This is a genomic window from Mycobacterium sp. OAE908, from assembly GCF_017872775.1.
In the GTDB taxonomy this organism is placed as follows: domain Bacteria; phylum Actinomycetota; class Actinomycetes; order Mycobacteriales; family Mycobacteriaceae; genus Mycobacterium.
In genome coordinates this window covers 640,627-656,130 of sequence record NZ_JAGGJL010000002.1, presented here as the reverse complement: position 1 = coordinate 656,130, position 15,504 = coordinate 640,627, and the positions used below count along the sequence as shown (strand labels likewise).

General features: G+C 65.2%; 12 protein-coding genes. 6 read left to right on the top strand and 6 right to left on the bottom strand.

All coding sequences use genetic code 11. From position 1 onward, the window contains the following. Window positions 1–16: 16 nt before the first annotated feature. The 3 genes from J3E61_RS28290 to J3E61_RS28280 are packed head-to-tail and all read left to right on the top strand — an operon-like array spanning window position 17 to window position 3,019. Window positions 17–889, top strand: coding sequence for a sugar ABC transporter permease (locus tag J3E61_RS28290; RefSeq protein WP_210086121.1), 873 nt, complete (start codon window positions 17–19; stop codon window positions 887–889). Continuing rightward, window positions 876–1,703, top strand: coding sequence for a carbohydrate ABC transporter permease (locus J3E61_RS28285; RefSeq protein ID WP_210086120.1), 828 nt, complete (start codon window positions 876–878; stop codon window positions 1,701–1,703). Before J3E61_RS28290 ends, J3E61_RS28285 begins: the two co-directional genes overlap by 14 nt. A gap of 50 nt (window positions 1,704–1,753) precedes the next feature. Then, a complete protein-coding gene (locus tag J3E61_RS28280) occupies window positions 1,754–3,019 on the top strand; it encodes a sugar ABC transporter substrate-binding protein (protein WP_210086731.1) in 1,266 nt (421 codons plus the stop codon). 597 nt (window positions 3,020–3,616) lie between these two features. Here J3E61_RS28280 and J3E61_RS28275 read toward each other — a convergent pair. Genes J3E61_RS28275 through J3E61_RS28265 form a run of 3 tightly spaced genes read right to left on the bottom strand, consistent with a single transcriptional unit; the run spans window position 3,617 to window position 9,693 of the window. Beyond that, complete coding sequence (locus tag J3E61_RS28275; protein WP_210086119.1) at window positions 3,617–6,778, bottom strand: AAA family ATPase; 3,162 nt, start codon at window positions 6,776–6,778, stop codon at window positions 3,617–3,619. A gap of 51 nt (window positions 6,779–6,829) precedes the next feature. Continuing rightward, window positions 6,830–7,657: an energy-coupling factor transporter transmembrane protein EcfT gene (locus J3E61_RS28270; protein WP_210086118.1), complete on the bottom strand. Its 828-nt coding sequence runs from the start codon at window positions 7,655–7,657 to the stop codon at window positions 6,830–6,832. Beyond that, window positions 7,654–9,693, bottom strand: coding sequence for an ATP-binding cassette domain-containing protein (locus tag J3E61_RS28265; protein ID WP_210086117.1), 2,040 nt, complete (start codon window positions 9,691–9,693; stop codon window positions 7,654–7,656). The genes J3E61_RS28270 and J3E61_RS28265 overlap by 4 nt, the downstream gene beginning before the upstream one ends. Window positions 9,694–9,801: 108 nt before the next feature. Between J3E61_RS28265 and J3E61_RS28260 the strand changes: the two genes are divergently transcribed. Next, window positions 9,802–10,239: a MarR family transcriptional regulator gene (locus tag J3E61_RS28260; RefSeq protein WP_210086116.1), complete on the top strand. Its 438-nt coding sequence runs from the start codon at window positions 9,802–9,804 to the stop codon at window positions 10,237–10,239. 24 nt (window positions 10,240–10,263) lie between these two features. After that, window positions 10,264–11,475, top strand: a complete 1,212-nt coding sequence (locus J3E61_RS28255) for an MFS transporter (RefSeq protein WP_192723262.1) — start codon at window positions 10,264–10,266, stop codon at window positions 11,473–11,475. A 1-nt stretch (window position 11,476) separates the two neighbouring features. Here J3E61_RS28255 and J3E61_RS28250 read toward each other — a convergent pair whose 3' ends face one another. Further along, a complete protein-coding gene (locus tag J3E61_RS28250) occupies window positions 11,477–12,208 on the bottom strand; it encodes a VIT1/CCC1 transporter family protein (protein ID WP_192723263.1) in 732 nt (243 codons plus the stop codon). A 101-nt stretch (window positions 12,209–12,309) separates the two neighbouring features. On the opposite strand from J3E61_RS28250, the gene J3E61_RS28245 reads away from it, so the two are divergent. Continuing rightward, complete coding sequence (locus J3E61_RS28245) at window positions 12,310–14,232, top strand: acyl-CoA dehydrogenase family protein (RefSeq protein ID WP_210086115.1); 1,923 nt, start codon at window positions 12,310–12,312, stop codon at window positions 14,230–14,232. A gap of 18 nt (window positions 14,233–14,250) precedes the next feature. Here J3E61_RS28245 and J3E61_RS28240 read toward each other — a convergent pair whose 3' ends face one another. Further along, entirely contained in the window at window positions 14,251–14,727 is a 477-nt protein-coding gene (locus tag J3E61_RS28240) for an LppP/LprE family lipoprotein (protein ID WP_192723265.1), read from the bottom strand. A gap of 64 nt (window positions 14,728–14,791) precedes the next feature. After that, window positions 14,792–15,181 (bottom strand): nuclear transport factor 2 family protein, encoded by a 390-nt coding sequence (locus J3E61_RS28235; RefSeq protein ID WP_192723266.1) that lies wholly within the window; start codon window positions 15,179–15,181, stop codon window positions 14,792–14,794. Between the last annotated feature and the right edge of the window lie 323 nt (window positions 15,182–15,504).

Here is a 15,504-nt window from a genome sequence, read left to right as displayed (position 1 = left end):
GCGCTTTAATGGCTCGATGGCAGCCAACCGTGTCCGGTCGACGGCGTTGGGCTACGCGCTACTTGCCCCCAGCCTGTTCGGCGTGGTGACGTTCTTGCTGTTGCCGATGCTGGTGGTGCTGTGGCTGAGCCTGCACCGCTGGGATCTCCTCGGCCCGATTCGCTATGTCGGACTGGACAATTGGGAGTCGGTGCTGACCGACTCGTCGTTTTCGACCTCGCTGCTCGTGACGCTGGCTTTCATCGCGATTGTGGTGCCGGGACAGACGGTGCTCGGCCTCATCGCCGCGGCCATGCTGGCGCGCGGGCTGCCCGGCTCGGGGTTCTTCCGCACGTTGTACGTGCTGCCGTGGATCTGCGCACCGCTGGCCATCGCTGTGCTGTGGCGGTGGATCCTGGCGCCGACCGACGGTGCGGTCAGCACACTGCTCGGCCACCAGATCGAATGGCTGACCGACCCGGGTCTCGCACTGCCCGTCGTTTCCGCCGTGGTGATCTGGACCAATGTCGGCTACGTGACGCTGTTCTTCCTGGCCGGCATTCTCAACATCCCCGACGACATCCACAACGCGGCCCGCACCGACGGCGCGACCGCGTGGCAGCGGTTCCGCCGCATCACGCTGCCGATGCTGCGGCCGACGTTGTTCTTCGTCACGGTCACCGGGATCATCAGCGCGGCCCAGGTCTTCGACACGGTGTACGCGTTGACGCGCGGCGGTCCGCAAGGCCGCACCGATCTGGTGGCCCACCGCATCTACGCCGAGGCGTTCGGCGCGGCGGCGGTCGGACGCGCAGCGGTGATGGCAGTGGTGCTGTTCGTGCTGCTGGTTGGGGTGACTATCGTTCAGCATCTCTACTTCCGGCGACGGATCACCTATGACCTCACCTAGCCGGACGATCTCGGCCGCCGTCATCTACGCCGGGTTGGCGGTGGGGGTGGTGATCACGTTGGCGCCGTTCGCATTGGGGCTGCTGACGTCGGTCACCTCGGCGCGACAATTCAACACCGGTTCCGCGCTGTCGTGGCCGAACCCGCCGACCCTGGAGAACTACACCGGACTCGCCGACGCGGGATTCGGGCGAGCGCTCCTGGTTACCGCATTGATGACCGCCGTCATTCTGTTGGGGCAGATGACGTTCTCGGTGCTGGCGGCGTACGCCTTTGCGCGACTTGAGTTTCCGGGCCGCGACGCGCTGTTTTGGGTATATATCGCGACGCTGATGGTGCCGGCCACCGTGACCGTTGTCCCGTTGTATCTGATGATGGCCGAAGCCGGCCTGCGGAACACGTTCTGGGCGTTGGTGTTGCCGTTCATCTTCGGCTCGCCGTACGCCATCTTCCTGTTGCGCGAGTACTTCCGCACGATCCCCGCCGAGCTGATCAACGCTGCCCGCATCGACGGGGCCAACACGCTGGACGTCATCGTGCATGTGGTGGTGCCGGCCAGTCGGCCGATCCTGGTGACGCTCGCACTGATCACGTGCGTCAGTCAATGGAACAACTTCATGTGGCCGCTGGTCATCACCAGCGGAAGCAAGTGGCAGGTGTTGACGGTGGCGACGGCCGGCCTGCAGTCCCGCTATAACGCGCAGTGGACGTTGGTGATGGCGGCGACGACGGTGGCGATCGTGCCGCTGATCGTGTTGTTCGTCGCGCTGGGCCGTCACATCGTCCGTTCGATCGTGGTGACGGGACTGAAATGACCGCCCGGCCACGCACTTCCACACTTGTCCTTGCCGGCGTGGCCGCAACGATGGCCCTCCTGCTCGTCGCGGCGATGCTGCTGGGGCGGTCCGACGACCGGGGCGCACGGACCGTTGTGACGGTGCGGTTGTGGGATGAGCAGGTCGCCGCCGCGTATCGGGATTCGTTCGCCGAGTTCACGCGCGAGCATCCCGACATCGAGGTGCGGGTCAACGTCGTCGCCTACTCGAGCTACTTCGACACCCTGCGCACCGATGTCGCCGGCGGCGGCGCCGACGACATCTTCTGGTTGTCCAACGCCTATCTCGCGGCATACGCAGACAGCGGCAGGCTGATGCGGATCGACCGTTCACCCGCATGGGAACCATCGGTGGTCGACCAGTTCACCCGCAACGGTGTGCTGTGGGCGGTGCCGCAGTTGACCGACGCGGGTATCGCGCTGTACTTCAACGCCGACCTGCTGGACGCCGCAGGTGTGGACCTACACGAGCTGTTGACGCTGCGCTGGTCGCCCGACGGCGACGACACGCTGCGGCCGCTGCTGGCCCGGCTGACGTTCGACGCCGACGGGCACGCTGCGGGCACACCGGGTTTCGATGCCACGCGGATACGCCAGTGGGGCTACAACGCCGCCAACGACCTCCAGGGCATCTACCTCAACTACATCGGCTCGGCCGGTGGAGTGTTCTCGATCGGCGACCGGTTCGCGTTCGACAACCCGCAAGCTGCCAAGGCGTTCGAATACCTGGTGCGGCTGATCAACACCGATCACGTCGCCCCGCCCGCATCGGACACCAACGACAACGGCGACTTCTCCCGCAATCAGTTCCTGCAGGGGCGGATGGCGTTGTTCCAGTCGGGCACCTACAACCTCGCCGCGATCGCGAACCAGGCGCCGTTTCGGTGGGGGGTGGCTATGATGCCGTCGGGGCCGACGGGTCGCGTCAGCGTCACCAACGGCATTGCCGCCGCGGGCAATTCGGCCACCAAGCACCCCGATGCGGTGCGCGAGGTCCTCGCATGGATGGGCAGTCGGCGCGGCAACGAAGATCTCGGTGCGGAAGGCTCAGCGATTCCTGCAGTGCTTTCTGCGCAGCCCGTGTACGACAAGTATTGGGCGTCACGCGGTGTCGACGTGACCCCGTTCTTCAAGGTGCTCAACGGTCCTCGCGTCCCTGCGCCAGGGGGCGCCGGATTCGCGGCGGGATTCGATGCGCTTAAACCGTACTTCGACGAGATGTTCCTCGGCCGCGCGCAGGTCTCGGCCAGCCTGTCCGCGGCACAGCGAGCGGCCAACGCGGCAGCTGATCGCTGAGTGACAAGCCCTGAGCAGGGCATACCGCGCCCGTCGCTCAGTTCGCGCAAACGGGCACCAGTGGATTCATACAAGGATTCGTCGGCGGTGCCTGTGTGGTGGCAGGCGACGGCATCGGCGTTGGTACCGGTGTCGATGTCGGGGACTGCGTGAAGGTCTCGGTTCCGATGCCGGACGGATCATGAGTTCGTAAGGGAGACGGAGTGAGTGTTTCCGATCCTATGTCTGACAAATCGTGCTGCGACCCCGGCGGGCCGGGATCAGGCGGTGGCGCCACGCACTTACCGAGACCGCCGTTGTCCTGGAGAACGCCGTCAATGACATCGCAGCATCTGGTTTGATCGCTCGCCGCGCCCTTCGCACACGCCTTGAGGTCCCATACATCTTCGACGCGTGGAGCCGACGTGATCACAACGATTACCAACGCCGCTGCGATCGCGCTCAAGGACAGGGCCGCCATCGCAATTTGTATGTGCCTCATGTCCCCTCCTTGACTTGGCACAGACTGTGCTTGCCCCCGATTCGGCCGACTATAGGCCTGTGGCAACTGCGCCGCGGGAACTCGACAGCAAAAGTGCAGTCCTGATCGGCGCGGGGTCACGCCAACGCTTGCGCCAACGCCATGAAGCCCTCCGCCCGTAGTGAAGTCGCCATGGTTCGGAAGCGTTCGGCGTAGTTCCGATACGCCGTCTCGTCGCCCTCGGCTTGCGCCACGAACGCGTGGACGAGAGACGACACCATCTGATCGAGTGCGTAACGCGGACTGCGCAGTTCGGCGACCGAATCCAGGACGCGGTGCACTTCTCGAAAGTCTGCCGGGCCACCGCGAGTCAGCAGGAGTTCGACGAGCGTCGCCGCCGCTCCGGCACGGCTCATCATCTCTCCTGAGTCGGATAGGCGTGCAAGGATTGCTCGCGCTGACTCGATTGCGCCATCGAGGTCACCGCCTGCGGCCATCTCCTTCACGAACACACCATCGATGTACGGCAGTGTGGTGGTGCTGAACCGCTCGCGAAGGCATGCCTCACGGGTCTGTCGCAGCAGATCCAGACCGGCGTCGCGATCCGCACCTTCGAGAAATATCAACGTGACACCGCGGACGAATCGTGCAGCGGTCAACGCGAAGTCGTCGCTCGAATCCTCTGCCAACCGTAACGCTTCGGCCGTCTCCGGCAGGGCCGTGTCGTCGGGCAGCAACGCACCCGAGGCGATGCCCAGATACTTGTACATGACCGCGAACACCAAGCAGGACGGATCGTTGGCGCGGGCCATCTCGACCGCACGGTCAGCATCGTCGCGCCAGCCGGCCTTCCCGATGCGATAGCGCAAGGTGCCGCGAATCGCGAGCAACAACGAAAGCGGCGAGCCGAAGATGAGGTTGCCCATCGTTGGATCACCATCAGTGAGATCGATAGCGCGCTGCGCCATTTCGAGCGCCTCTGTCAATTCACCTGCCTCGTACTTCGCAAGGATGAGAGGGAACGACAAGCCGACGGTCAGTGCGGGATCGCCGATCGACTCGAACAACGCCATGCATTCGGATGCGAGCTCTGATGACTCCCGATGGCGGGAATGAACCGTCAACGCCATCACAAAGCCGGACATGCCCATGGACAATGACCGCTTGTCGTCTGACATCCCGGTCAGGTCGCGTAGTTCATCGAATCCCGAGTCCGCGACCCTTCCGCCGACTCGAAAAGCCGAGGCGCTCAGCAGGGTTCGCGGAGCGATGCGCATCGCGGTGATATCGGCGGTGTCATCGGGCAACCGGTCGGCGACACTGCTGGCTCGCCGCCAGCTGATACGGGCGGCCGCGATGTCGCGGGTCGCCAGCCATCCTGCCGCACGCATGTGCCACCCATATGCAGGCAGTAGATCACCGGCCGCTTCCGAGTGCTCGGCGATCACGGCCGCATTCGCCTCGATGGCGCCCGCATCGCGCTGTTCGATCACCGCGGCGAGTCGGCGGTGTAAGTCTGACCGATCCGCCCTCAGCTGTGACTCGTAGGCTACGGTCCGGATCAAGGGATGCCGGAACGCGTACTCCGGTTGCGGCCCGGCGAGCACTTCGTCGATCAGCTCCGCATCGACCAATTCGGCAACTGCCGGGTCGACGCCCAAGCTCACCAGCAGGTCTGCGGTGAATCGCGAGCCCACCACCGCTGCCGCCCGCAGCGTCCGTTTGGCCATCGGTCCCAGGCGATCGATGCGGGCGGCGATTGTCGCTTGCAGCGTCGCCGGAACATCGATGGCGGCCACATCGCCGTGGCAGACGTAGTGGCCGCGACTGCCGATCAGCACGCCACGGTCCGCCAAGTCCCGCGCGATCTCTTCGGCGAAGAACGGGTTTCCGGCGGCCCGCTCCGTGATCAGCGCTCCCACCTGAACGATGGACGCGTCGAAGCCCAGCAACTCAGCCGTCAACGCGCTTGCCTGCGAAAGTTCCAGCGGGGCAAGTGTTATTTGCGTTGCTCCGGCTGTCTGCGTGAGCGCGCCGCGGTATTCGGGTCGATAGGAGACGATCGCCATCGACTGCGAACGCGGTATCGCCGTGAGCACGTCCGCCAGCATCGATTCGCTGACCTCATCGATCCAGTGGGCGTCTTCGATCACGTAGATCGTCGGACGCGGGCGCGACTGCAAGGCGTTGGTCAGCAGCGCGGTCAGCCGTCGCCGACGGGCATCAGGGTCGATGTCCGGCATCGTGGATTCCCGGTCCGCGATCCCCAGCAGATCGTCAAGAAGCAGAAGGTCGTCTTCCTCGGCGCCACGGAACTGGGACCGAATCTCTTGTCGGGCAACAACATCGGGCAGGTCAATCAATCCGCAGGCTGTGCGCAGCAGATTCGCAACGGCATGAAACGCGATGTCTTCGGCATGCGCTTCGCAGTACGCCACGTGCACCTCAGCCCCGCTGCGCGCCAACGCGGTCGATTCGCCGACGAACCTGCTCTTGCCGATGCCCGGAGGCCCGACGACGCGGACCACCTGCCCACGTCCACCTCTCGCCTGTTCGATGGCCTCGGTGATGCTGTCGATCTCACGCTGGCGCCCGACGAACGTCGACTGCCACCGGCGAGGCTCGGGACGTCCGGAATGGACCGCCAGGAGTTGACGGGCCGGTACGCCTGCGTCGCGGCCCTTGACCCGCACGAGCTCCGGCTCACCCAAGTCAGCCGCCGCTTCGACGAGCTTTGCGGTGGACTGACTGAGCATCACCCCGCCGGGCCGTGCGACGGACTCCATCCGCTGGGCCATGCCGACTTGTTCGCCGATCGCGGTGTATCCCGCAGCGCTCGAAGTCATTTCACCAGCGACCACCTGGCCGGAATTCAGGCCGACACGCAATTGCAGTGTCAGGCCGTCGCGGGCATGCACATCGACCGCTTGGCGTTGCACAGTCTGCTGCAACTCGAGTGCCGCACGGCAAGCGCGTAACGCGTGATCCTCCAACGCGACCGGTGCGCCGAACAGCGCCATGATCCCATCGCCGGTGAAGCCCTGCACCGTACCGCCGTAGTGCTTCACGGCCGCGGCAGCGCCATCCACCAACTCCGCCATGATCTCTCGCAAGCGCTCGGGTCCGACGAGGGCCGCGATGTCCATCGAACCTACGACGTCGGCGAACAGCACCGTGACTTGCTTGAACTCAGCGGGGTCGGGCGCCGCGCCGATCGGCGCACCACAGGAATCACAGAACCGAGCACCAGCCCGCGGTTCGGTGCCACACGAGTCGCATACGGTCGCTGCCGTCGCCATCCGTCCCCCGCTGTTGCACGGTCCGGACAGACCGCTTGGCCAAGGATAGAGCTACAACGTGCCCAGTACGGTCAGTTCGAGCGCCAGCGCAACCGCGCACACCACGATGACGATCGAGAGCGCGATCCAGTCAGCGCGTTTCGGGCCCGACGGTACGGCCGAGATTTGACCGGCGCCGCCGCGGGCCGTGATCGCGTCGCCCATTTCGTCGGCGCGGCGCAGCGCCACGGTGATCCCGGCCGCGAGAATGTCGACGAGCTCCAGCGCCCACCGCTTCCTGCGCTGCCGACGCGTGACGGGCACCACCTTCGGCCGCAGCCTGCGCGCCGCGTAGAGCACGCGGAATTCGTCGATCAACATCGGAAATGCCCGCAACGCCAACGCCAAAGCCACCGCCCAGTCGTCAACCGGTACCCGCAGCGGCCGCAAGGGTCTGCCCAATGTCGCGACAGCGGGCGCGATTTCGGCGACATTGGTGGTCCACGACACCATTGCGCCCAGCCCGAGCAGCACGATCGAAACCGCGGTGATGCGCAGGAAGGTGAGCAGTCCACCGAGCGCGAGGTGCACCGAACCGACGTCGAGCACCGGGCTGCCGCCCGCCAGCGCTGCAGTGGCACCTCCGAAGAACAGCAGGATCCACAGCCACCGCGGAATCGCAGGCAACGTCCCCCGCTGAATGCGCGCCAACCGCGCAGCCGTCAGGATCAGTGCGGCCACCAGACCGATCGGCACCCAGCCCGGGTAAAACGTCAACAGCACCCCGATGCCCGCCACCGCGATCAGCTTCGTTCCGGCCCACAGCCGGTGAATAACGGTGTCTCCCGGCACCGGACGCAACAAGACGACCGTTGTGCGCTGCCGCGTCGGGGCGGTCACGAGACGCCTCCCGCCGTCGTCGGCGCGGCCAGCTGGCCGTTGTGCAGGTGCAGCGTGCGTGGGCACAGGTCCTCGAGGCCCGAAAAGTCATGGGAGATAACGACAACCGTCAGACCTGCCGTGCGGCGCAGCTCCTCCAGCAGTCGCAGCAACCCACGCGCACTCGCGGCATCGAGGCCGGCCAACGGCTCATCGAGGATCAACGCACGCGGCGAGCGGGCCAGCAGGCCGGCAAGAACCACGCGGCGCATTTGGCCCCCGCTCAGCTGGTCGATGCGTCGCTTGGCCATGCCGGGATCCAGCCCCACGGTGGCCAATGCCGCGACCACGCGGTCGTGATCGCGGTGCGAAAAACCAGCCGCCGAAGCCACTTCCAGGTCGACGCGGCTGCGCATCAGTTGCAACCTGGCCGCCTGGAACGAGATCGCGACCGCGCCCACCTGATCGGAGACCGGCTTTCCGTCAAGCAGACACTCGCCCGTCGTCGGTACCGTCAGCCCGGCCATGATCCACGCCAGCGTCGACTTGCCCGATCCGTTCAGACCGTGGATCAACAACCCGTCGCCCTGGTGGACAGCGAAGTTGATGTCCCGTAAAGCCGTTGTCGCCCAAGGAGTTCCGCTCGCGTATTCGTGTCCGACACCGTTGAGCTCGAGCACCGCCGTATCGGAGTCGTGTGCGACAGCGCTGGTTGCCGTCGGAGGGGCGGCCGTCTCGACCATTTCGGTGTTGTCGGAAGCACCGTTGCCGGTCAGGTTGATCACCCGGTCGGCGGCATCTGCCTCGCTGTTGTAGTGCGTGATATGCACCAGCGACATCTGGTGATGCTGAGTCAGGCCGGACAGCACCGTCATCAACCCGTCGCGTCCGTCCTGGTCGACCATGCTGGTGACCTCGTCGGCGATCAGCAGCGAGGGTTCACGCGCCAGTGCCGCGGCCACGGCGAGCCGCTGCAGTTCCCCGCCCGACAGCCCGCCGGTATCTCGCTCGGCGAGCCCGTCCAGTCCGACCTCGCCGAGCAGCTGATGGACGTCGATCGTCTTGCCAGGCGGCAATCCCCACACCAGGTCGTCGGCGACGCGGGTACCGAGCACCTGGCTTTCCGGGTGCTGCATGATCACCGCGGTGCCGCCGAGCTTCCCGAGGCCGACGGCACCCGCACGCTCGATCGTCCCCGAGGTGGGTTCGCGGCCAGCGAGCATCAACATCAGCGTGGTCTTGCCTGAGCCGTTGGCGCCGGTCACCGCGACGTGCTCACCGGGCTCGACACTCATCGACACCGGGCCGAGAGCGTCGTGGTCGACGTTGGGATAGCGGAATCGGACGTCGTGCAGCCGCGCAGGCACCGGCGCGACAGGCCCCGCGTCGGTCGACGACTCCAGCTTGTGCACATCGGGTATGCCGAGCAGCCGGGTCATCACCCGCGACAGCGCCCACCACCCGATGAACGTGACGAAGACGATAGACATCACCGAGGAGCCGAAGAACAGAAACGGCCAGTAGTGCAGCGCGGTTGCGAAGTCGTGCTTCAGCCGCTCGGCGGCGGGCTCCATGTCGGGGATGCGGGCGATCACCGCTGCGAGCCCGTTGATGTTCGCGGTCACCGAGTCGAAGAGAAGGTGGCGCAACCTCGCCAGAATCGCCAGCCCCGCCACCGTGAAAACACCGAACAGCGAGCCCGCGACGAGCGAAGCACAGAACACCGTGAAGAGACCGCGGCCGCGCCGCTTGACGATGCCCGTCAAGCCGCCGATGTAAGCGCAGTTGACCACCGTCATGAACCCGCCCATGCCGGCGATCAGGAACGCGATGAGGGCGCCCGCGACCGTCGCAGCGATCAACACGCGAAGCCGGTATCGATACGCGAGCAGACCCATCGGGACCGTACCCAGCAGCGACACGCCGGCGGCGAACGGGACGACGACGGCGATGATCGCGGTGGCGGCGCACAACGCCGCCATGACAGAGGCTTGTGCGAGTTCGACCGGTTGAAGGGAGCCGGCCCGTCGAGGGGTGCTCGGCTCGGTCGCGGTCATTTCTCGATTCTGCCAGCCTCCTGCAGGCACCCCTTTTCACCACGCTGTGAGCGCCGACACGGCGCCGAGCGTTTGAAACGCATAGTAAACCTATGTAATCATGGAGTCATGTCCCCGACGCTCGGAGCCGATCTGCTGGCAGTGGTCGCCCGTATCAACCGGCTGGCCACGCAGCGGGTCCGCATGCCACTTGGATTCGCCCAAGCGCGGCTGCTGTCCACGATCGAGGATCAGGGCGCGACCCGGATATCCGACCTGGCCGCGCTCGACCATTGCTCGCAGCCGACGATGACCAACCAGGTGCGCCGGCTCGAAGACGCGGGACTGGTATCGCGCACCGTCGACCCCGACGATGCCAGGGCGGTACTGATCCGCATCACGCCGAAGGGGGTCGACACCCTGAGGCAGGTGCGGGTGGACCGCGGCGCGGCCATCGACCCGTACCTGGAGCGCCTCGACGCCGCGGATCGCCAGACACTCAGCGACGCCGTGCGGGTGATGCGTCGCCTACTCGCGGACGCGGCCGTCCCGACCCCTGTCAAGTAACAACCGAAAAGGAGAAGCCACCGTATGTGGCGCCAACCCAAGGCTGTTTGGGCCGTTGCCTTCGCGTCCGTCGTCGCGTTCATGGGCATCGGTCTCGTCGACCCCATCCTCAAGCCGATCGCCGACAACCTGAACGCGTCCCCGTCGCAGGTGTCGCTGTTGTTCACCAGCTACATGGCAGTGATGGGCGTCGCCATGCTCATCACCGGCGTGGTGGCCAGCCGCATCGGCCCCAAACGCACGCTGCTGATCGGCCTGTTGATCATCATCGCGGGTGCAGGGCTGGCGGGCATGTCCGACACCGTGGCCGAAATCGTTGGCTGGCGGGCACTTTGGGGGCTGGGCAACGCGCTGTTCATTGCCACCGCATTGGCCACCATCGTCGGCTCCGCACGCGGATCGGTCGCGCAGGCGATCATCCTCTACGAGGCGGCGCTTGGCCTCGGCATCGCGGTCGGGCCGTTGGTCGGTGGCCTGCTCGGCTCGATTTCCTGGCGTGGGCCGTTCTTCGGGGTTTCGGTCCTGATGGCCCTTGCGCTCGTCGTCACCGCGTTCCTGCTGCCGTCCACGCCGCGTGCCGAACGCGCCACCACGCTGGCCGACCCGTTCCGCGCGTTGCGCCACCGCGGTCTGCTCGGTGTCGCAATCACCGCGCTGCTGTACAACTTTGGTTTCTTCACGTTGTTGGCGTTCACGCCGTTCCCGCTCGACATGACCGCCCATCAGATCGGGCTGATCTTCTTCGGCTGGGGGCTTGCGCTGGCGTTCACCTCGGTGGTCGTTGCGCCTCGGCTACAGCACCGCTTCGGCACGGTGCCTACGCTGATCGTCAACCTGCTGGCGATGACGGCGACGCTGGTGGTGATGGCCGTCGGTACCGACAACAAGACCGTGTTGGCCACGTGTGTGGTGGTCGCCGGGCTGTTCATCGGCATCAACAACACACTGATCACCGAGACCGTCATGAAGGCCGCACCTGTTGAACGCGGAGTCGCTTCGGCCGCATACAGTTTCGTACGCTTCGCGGGCGCCGCGCTGGCGCCGTGGCTGGCAGGCGTGCTCGGCGAGCAGGTCAGCGTGCATCTGCCGTTCTGGGTCGGCGCCGCCGCGGTGCTGCTCGGGGCAGGGGTGTTGTTCTCGACGCGTCAGCATTTGGTCGGTATCGACGTCGAGGACTCGGAGCTAGACGAGATCACCGAGCAGGCGACGGCCGTCACCGTCGGCAACGACACCTAGGTCAGACCACAGTTCCGACCAGGTGGCCGACAAGGTACGTCGCCGCGATCGCTATCGTCCCGAATAGCAACTGACGCAAGGACGCAAACCACAGCGGCTTCTTCGTGAACCGCGCTGCGACTCCCCCGGCGATCAGTAGGCCCACGCCGCCGAACAACAGACCCAGCCACAACGACTGGAAACCGAGGAAATACGGAATCAGCGGAACGATGGCGCCGATCGCGAACGTGACGAAGCTCGAGCCGGCAGCCACCCATGGGGATGGTTTCTCCTCCGGGTGAACCCCCAGCTCTTGTGCGACATGCACATTCAGCGCCCGATCCACGTCGCGATGTATCTCCTCGGAGGCCTTCTCCGCGGTTTCCGGGCTCATGCCCATCTCGACGAGCATCCAGACCAGTTCGGTTTCCTCCGCCTCGGGATGCTTGCTCAACGCGTGCCGCTCCATCAGCACCTCGGCATCGAGCTGCTCGTTGGCGGTGGTGACGGACGTGTACTCACCCAATGCCATCGAAAACGCACCGGCGACCAGGCCCGCGAAGCCGCTGATCACCACGGTGTGGGCATCACCAACCGCGCCCACGCCCGCGATCAGCGCCGTGTTGCTGACGAGACCGTCCATCGCACCGAACGTCGCGGCGCGCAGCCAGCCGCCCGACACGTCCGAGTGTCGATGGTGCGGGATGTGCGGCATGCCGGTCGGCGATACCGGCGCCTCGTCGGATTCGGTCATGGTGTCGATTCAACGTCACAGGTATCTGCTGGTCTAGCAAGGTTTGCCTACGTTTCTGACATCACAGTTTGCCGGGGCACCAGAAGGGCTAACGTCTCGGTATGACCACCACTGCGGAGCATCTACGCAACACGCTGGACGGCCGTTGGCGCGACGTGAAGAACAGAATGCGATCCGAACTCTCGAACGAGGTGTTCCGCCCGCATTACACCCCGAACACCGTGATCGCCCGCACCAAGGTGATGGAGCAGATGAAGATCATGGCGGCGCACGGGGCCGCCGAGGACGGGTTCAAGAAGGAACACGGCGGCAACGGCGACGTCGCTGCTGCCGTCACCCGGATCGAGATGCTGGCGATGTCCGATCTGTCGTTGATGGTCAAGGCGGGCGTGCAGTGGGGCCTGTTCGGCGGGGCCGTCGAGAACCTCGGCACCGAGCGCCACCACCAGGCGTACGTGCCGCGCATCATCAACCTGGATCTGTTGGGTTGCTTCGCGATGACGGAGACCGGTCACGGCAGCGACGTTCAGTCGCTGGAGACGACGGCCACCTACGACCCGTCGACCCAGGAGTTCGTCATCGATTCCCCCACTCCGACCGCACGCAAGGATTACATCGGTGGCGCCGCCGAAACCGCCACCGTCGCAGCGGTATTCGCCCAACTGATCACACCCGACGGCGAAGGGCACGGAGTGCACTGCTTCGTGGTGCCGATCCGCGACGACGACGGCAACGACGTGCCAGGGGTGACCACCGGAGACTGTCACTACAAAGGCGGCCTGCCGGGGGTGGACAACGGTCGCATCCAGTTCGACAATGTCCGCATCCCGCGGGAGAACCTGCTCAACAAGTATGCCGATGTAGCCGAGGACGGCACGTACAGTTCGCCGATCGAGAACCCGAACCGTCGGTTCTTCACAATGCTCGGCACGCTGATCCGCGGCCGAGTCACGGTCGGCGGAAGCGCAGGGGCCGCGGCACGAGTCGCCCTCGACATCGCCACCCGATACGCATTGGAGCGCAGGCAGTTCCAGGCTCCCGGCGACGACCACGAGGTTTTGCTGATGGACTACCTGGTGCATCAGCGCCGACTGTTCCCGCTGATCGCCCGTTCTTACGCGCTGCAGTTCGCGCAGAACGAGTTGGTCGCCAAGACGCACGAACTGCAGAGTGCCGACGATCCCGACAAAGAGGAGCAACGGGAACTCGAGTCCCGCGCCGCCGGGCTGAAGGCCGCCAACACTTGGCACGCCACCCGTGCGATCCAGGAAGCTCGCGAAGCATGCGGCGGCGCAGGCTATCTCGCCGAAAACCGGCTCATCGCGCTGAAGGCTGACACCGACGTGTTCACCACGTTCGAGGGCGACAACCACGTGCTGATTCAGCTGGTGGCCAAGGAACTGCTCACCGCGTACGCCGACGACATCAAGGGCATGAGCCCCGTCGAGTGGGTGAAGTTCGCGGCCAACTTCGCAGGCGAGCGGGTCATGAAACGCACTGCGGCCGAGACGATCATGCAGCGAATCCTCGATACCAGGCAGGACAACGAGGAAGAGGGCAGCCTGTTCAACCGCGGTACTCAGGTCAAGATGTTGGAGGACCGCGAGGAGTACATGGTCGCGACGGTCGCGCGTCGGCTGCGGGGTAAATCCAAGGAAATGAACGCATTCGAGGCGTTCAACTCGGTGCAGGACCACGTGCTGCACGCCGCTGCGGCGCATATCGACCGGATCATTCTGGAGGCGTTCGTCGCGGGCATCGACGCCTGCGAGGACGACGAAGCCCGCAAGATCCTGGACATGGTGTGTGACCTGTACGCGCTGTCGGTGATCGAGGATGACAAGGCCTGGTTCATGGAACACCAGTTCCTGTCGACCGAGCGCGCGAAGGCCGTCACGCGCGGCATCAACGAACGCTGCCGCACACTGCGGCCGTACGCGGAGCTACTCGTCGACGGCTTCGGCATTCCCGAGCAGTTGCGCTACGCCGAGATGCTGCATCCGGAGAACATCGCCGAGACGTAGGACGACTCGGGAGACCGACTATTTGTTCGGAATGGGATCGAGCGCCTTGAGCTTGCCGTCCTCGATCTTGAACCGCACCGTCGCCGCGCCCGTCGGACAACACGCAGGGTCCTGGCCCTGACGCCATTGGTACTGCACCGACGCGGTGTCATCGCCCGTCGGGGTGATGGTGACGTATGGACGCGGATCGGGCGTCGGCGTGCCGATCGGGGTTTTGCGATCGAAGAACAACACCTGTCCCGGGCTGTCGGAGGCGTCGCCCGAACCGACGACCACCCAGTGCAGGCTGCAGTCGGCGGTGTGGCCGCTCATGATCTCGAGCCAGTCCGCCTTGGGCAGCTTGGCGATCTCGGCCGTAACCGTCTCCTCGCTTGGCCCGTCGTCTTTTGTGCAGGCGGCCGACGTCGTCGGTGCCGATGACGGCTGGTTGGAGCCACAACCCGCGGCAAGCAGGATCGTGAGTGGGACGACGGCAATCAGCCGGGAAGGTCGCATGGCCCGAGCTTACGGTGGGCCATGCGACGACAACTCCCCGGCCCAAAAAGGTTGCGCGAAGCGGTTATCCAGCAGCGAGCTGCTTCTTGCCGTAGACGCGCTCCAGCAACGCCGTGTCGCCGTGCACCTGAACGTGAACGGTCTTGCCGTTGCGAATCGTGAATACGTCGGCGTCCTCGCTGGTCTCGCCCCCAGCGGTCACCTGGGTGATGGCGACGACGGTGTCGCCCTCGGCGACGAGCTGCTTGAGCTCCACCGTCAGCCCCTTCTCGGCCAATCGCCCGAACTGCTCCATGACTTCGGTCTTGCCGTGATAGGTCCCGCTGACCGCGCTCGAACCTGGCTGTACCCATTCGATGTCGTCGTCGAACAGACTCATCACCGTGTCAAGGTCACCAGCAGAGAAGGCTGCGTAGCCGCGTTCCATGAGTTCTTTGTTTTCCTGCTCGGACATTCGATCCCCCTTTTGTGTATCCGATACGTCGGCAGCGACACAGTCGTGCCTGGAGTGGGAACCGCGGTGTGCAGCTCCGGGACACTCAGACCTTCGCCGACTTGTCGATTATCGACCCGGCGCGATCGGCGTCCAGACCGTTCACCGCAAATAGATTGGCGCCGTTGACGATGCAACCACATCGCGTCGCAGCGGTGTTTGCTGCGAGCGGGCCCGCCGATTCGCGATGTGACGCTTCTTTCTTCAGTGCGGAAGCAGGTGGATCACCCGCAGCGATCGAGCAACCTTTGACACTCCTGCTAAGCAAACCGGGAAACTGCTGT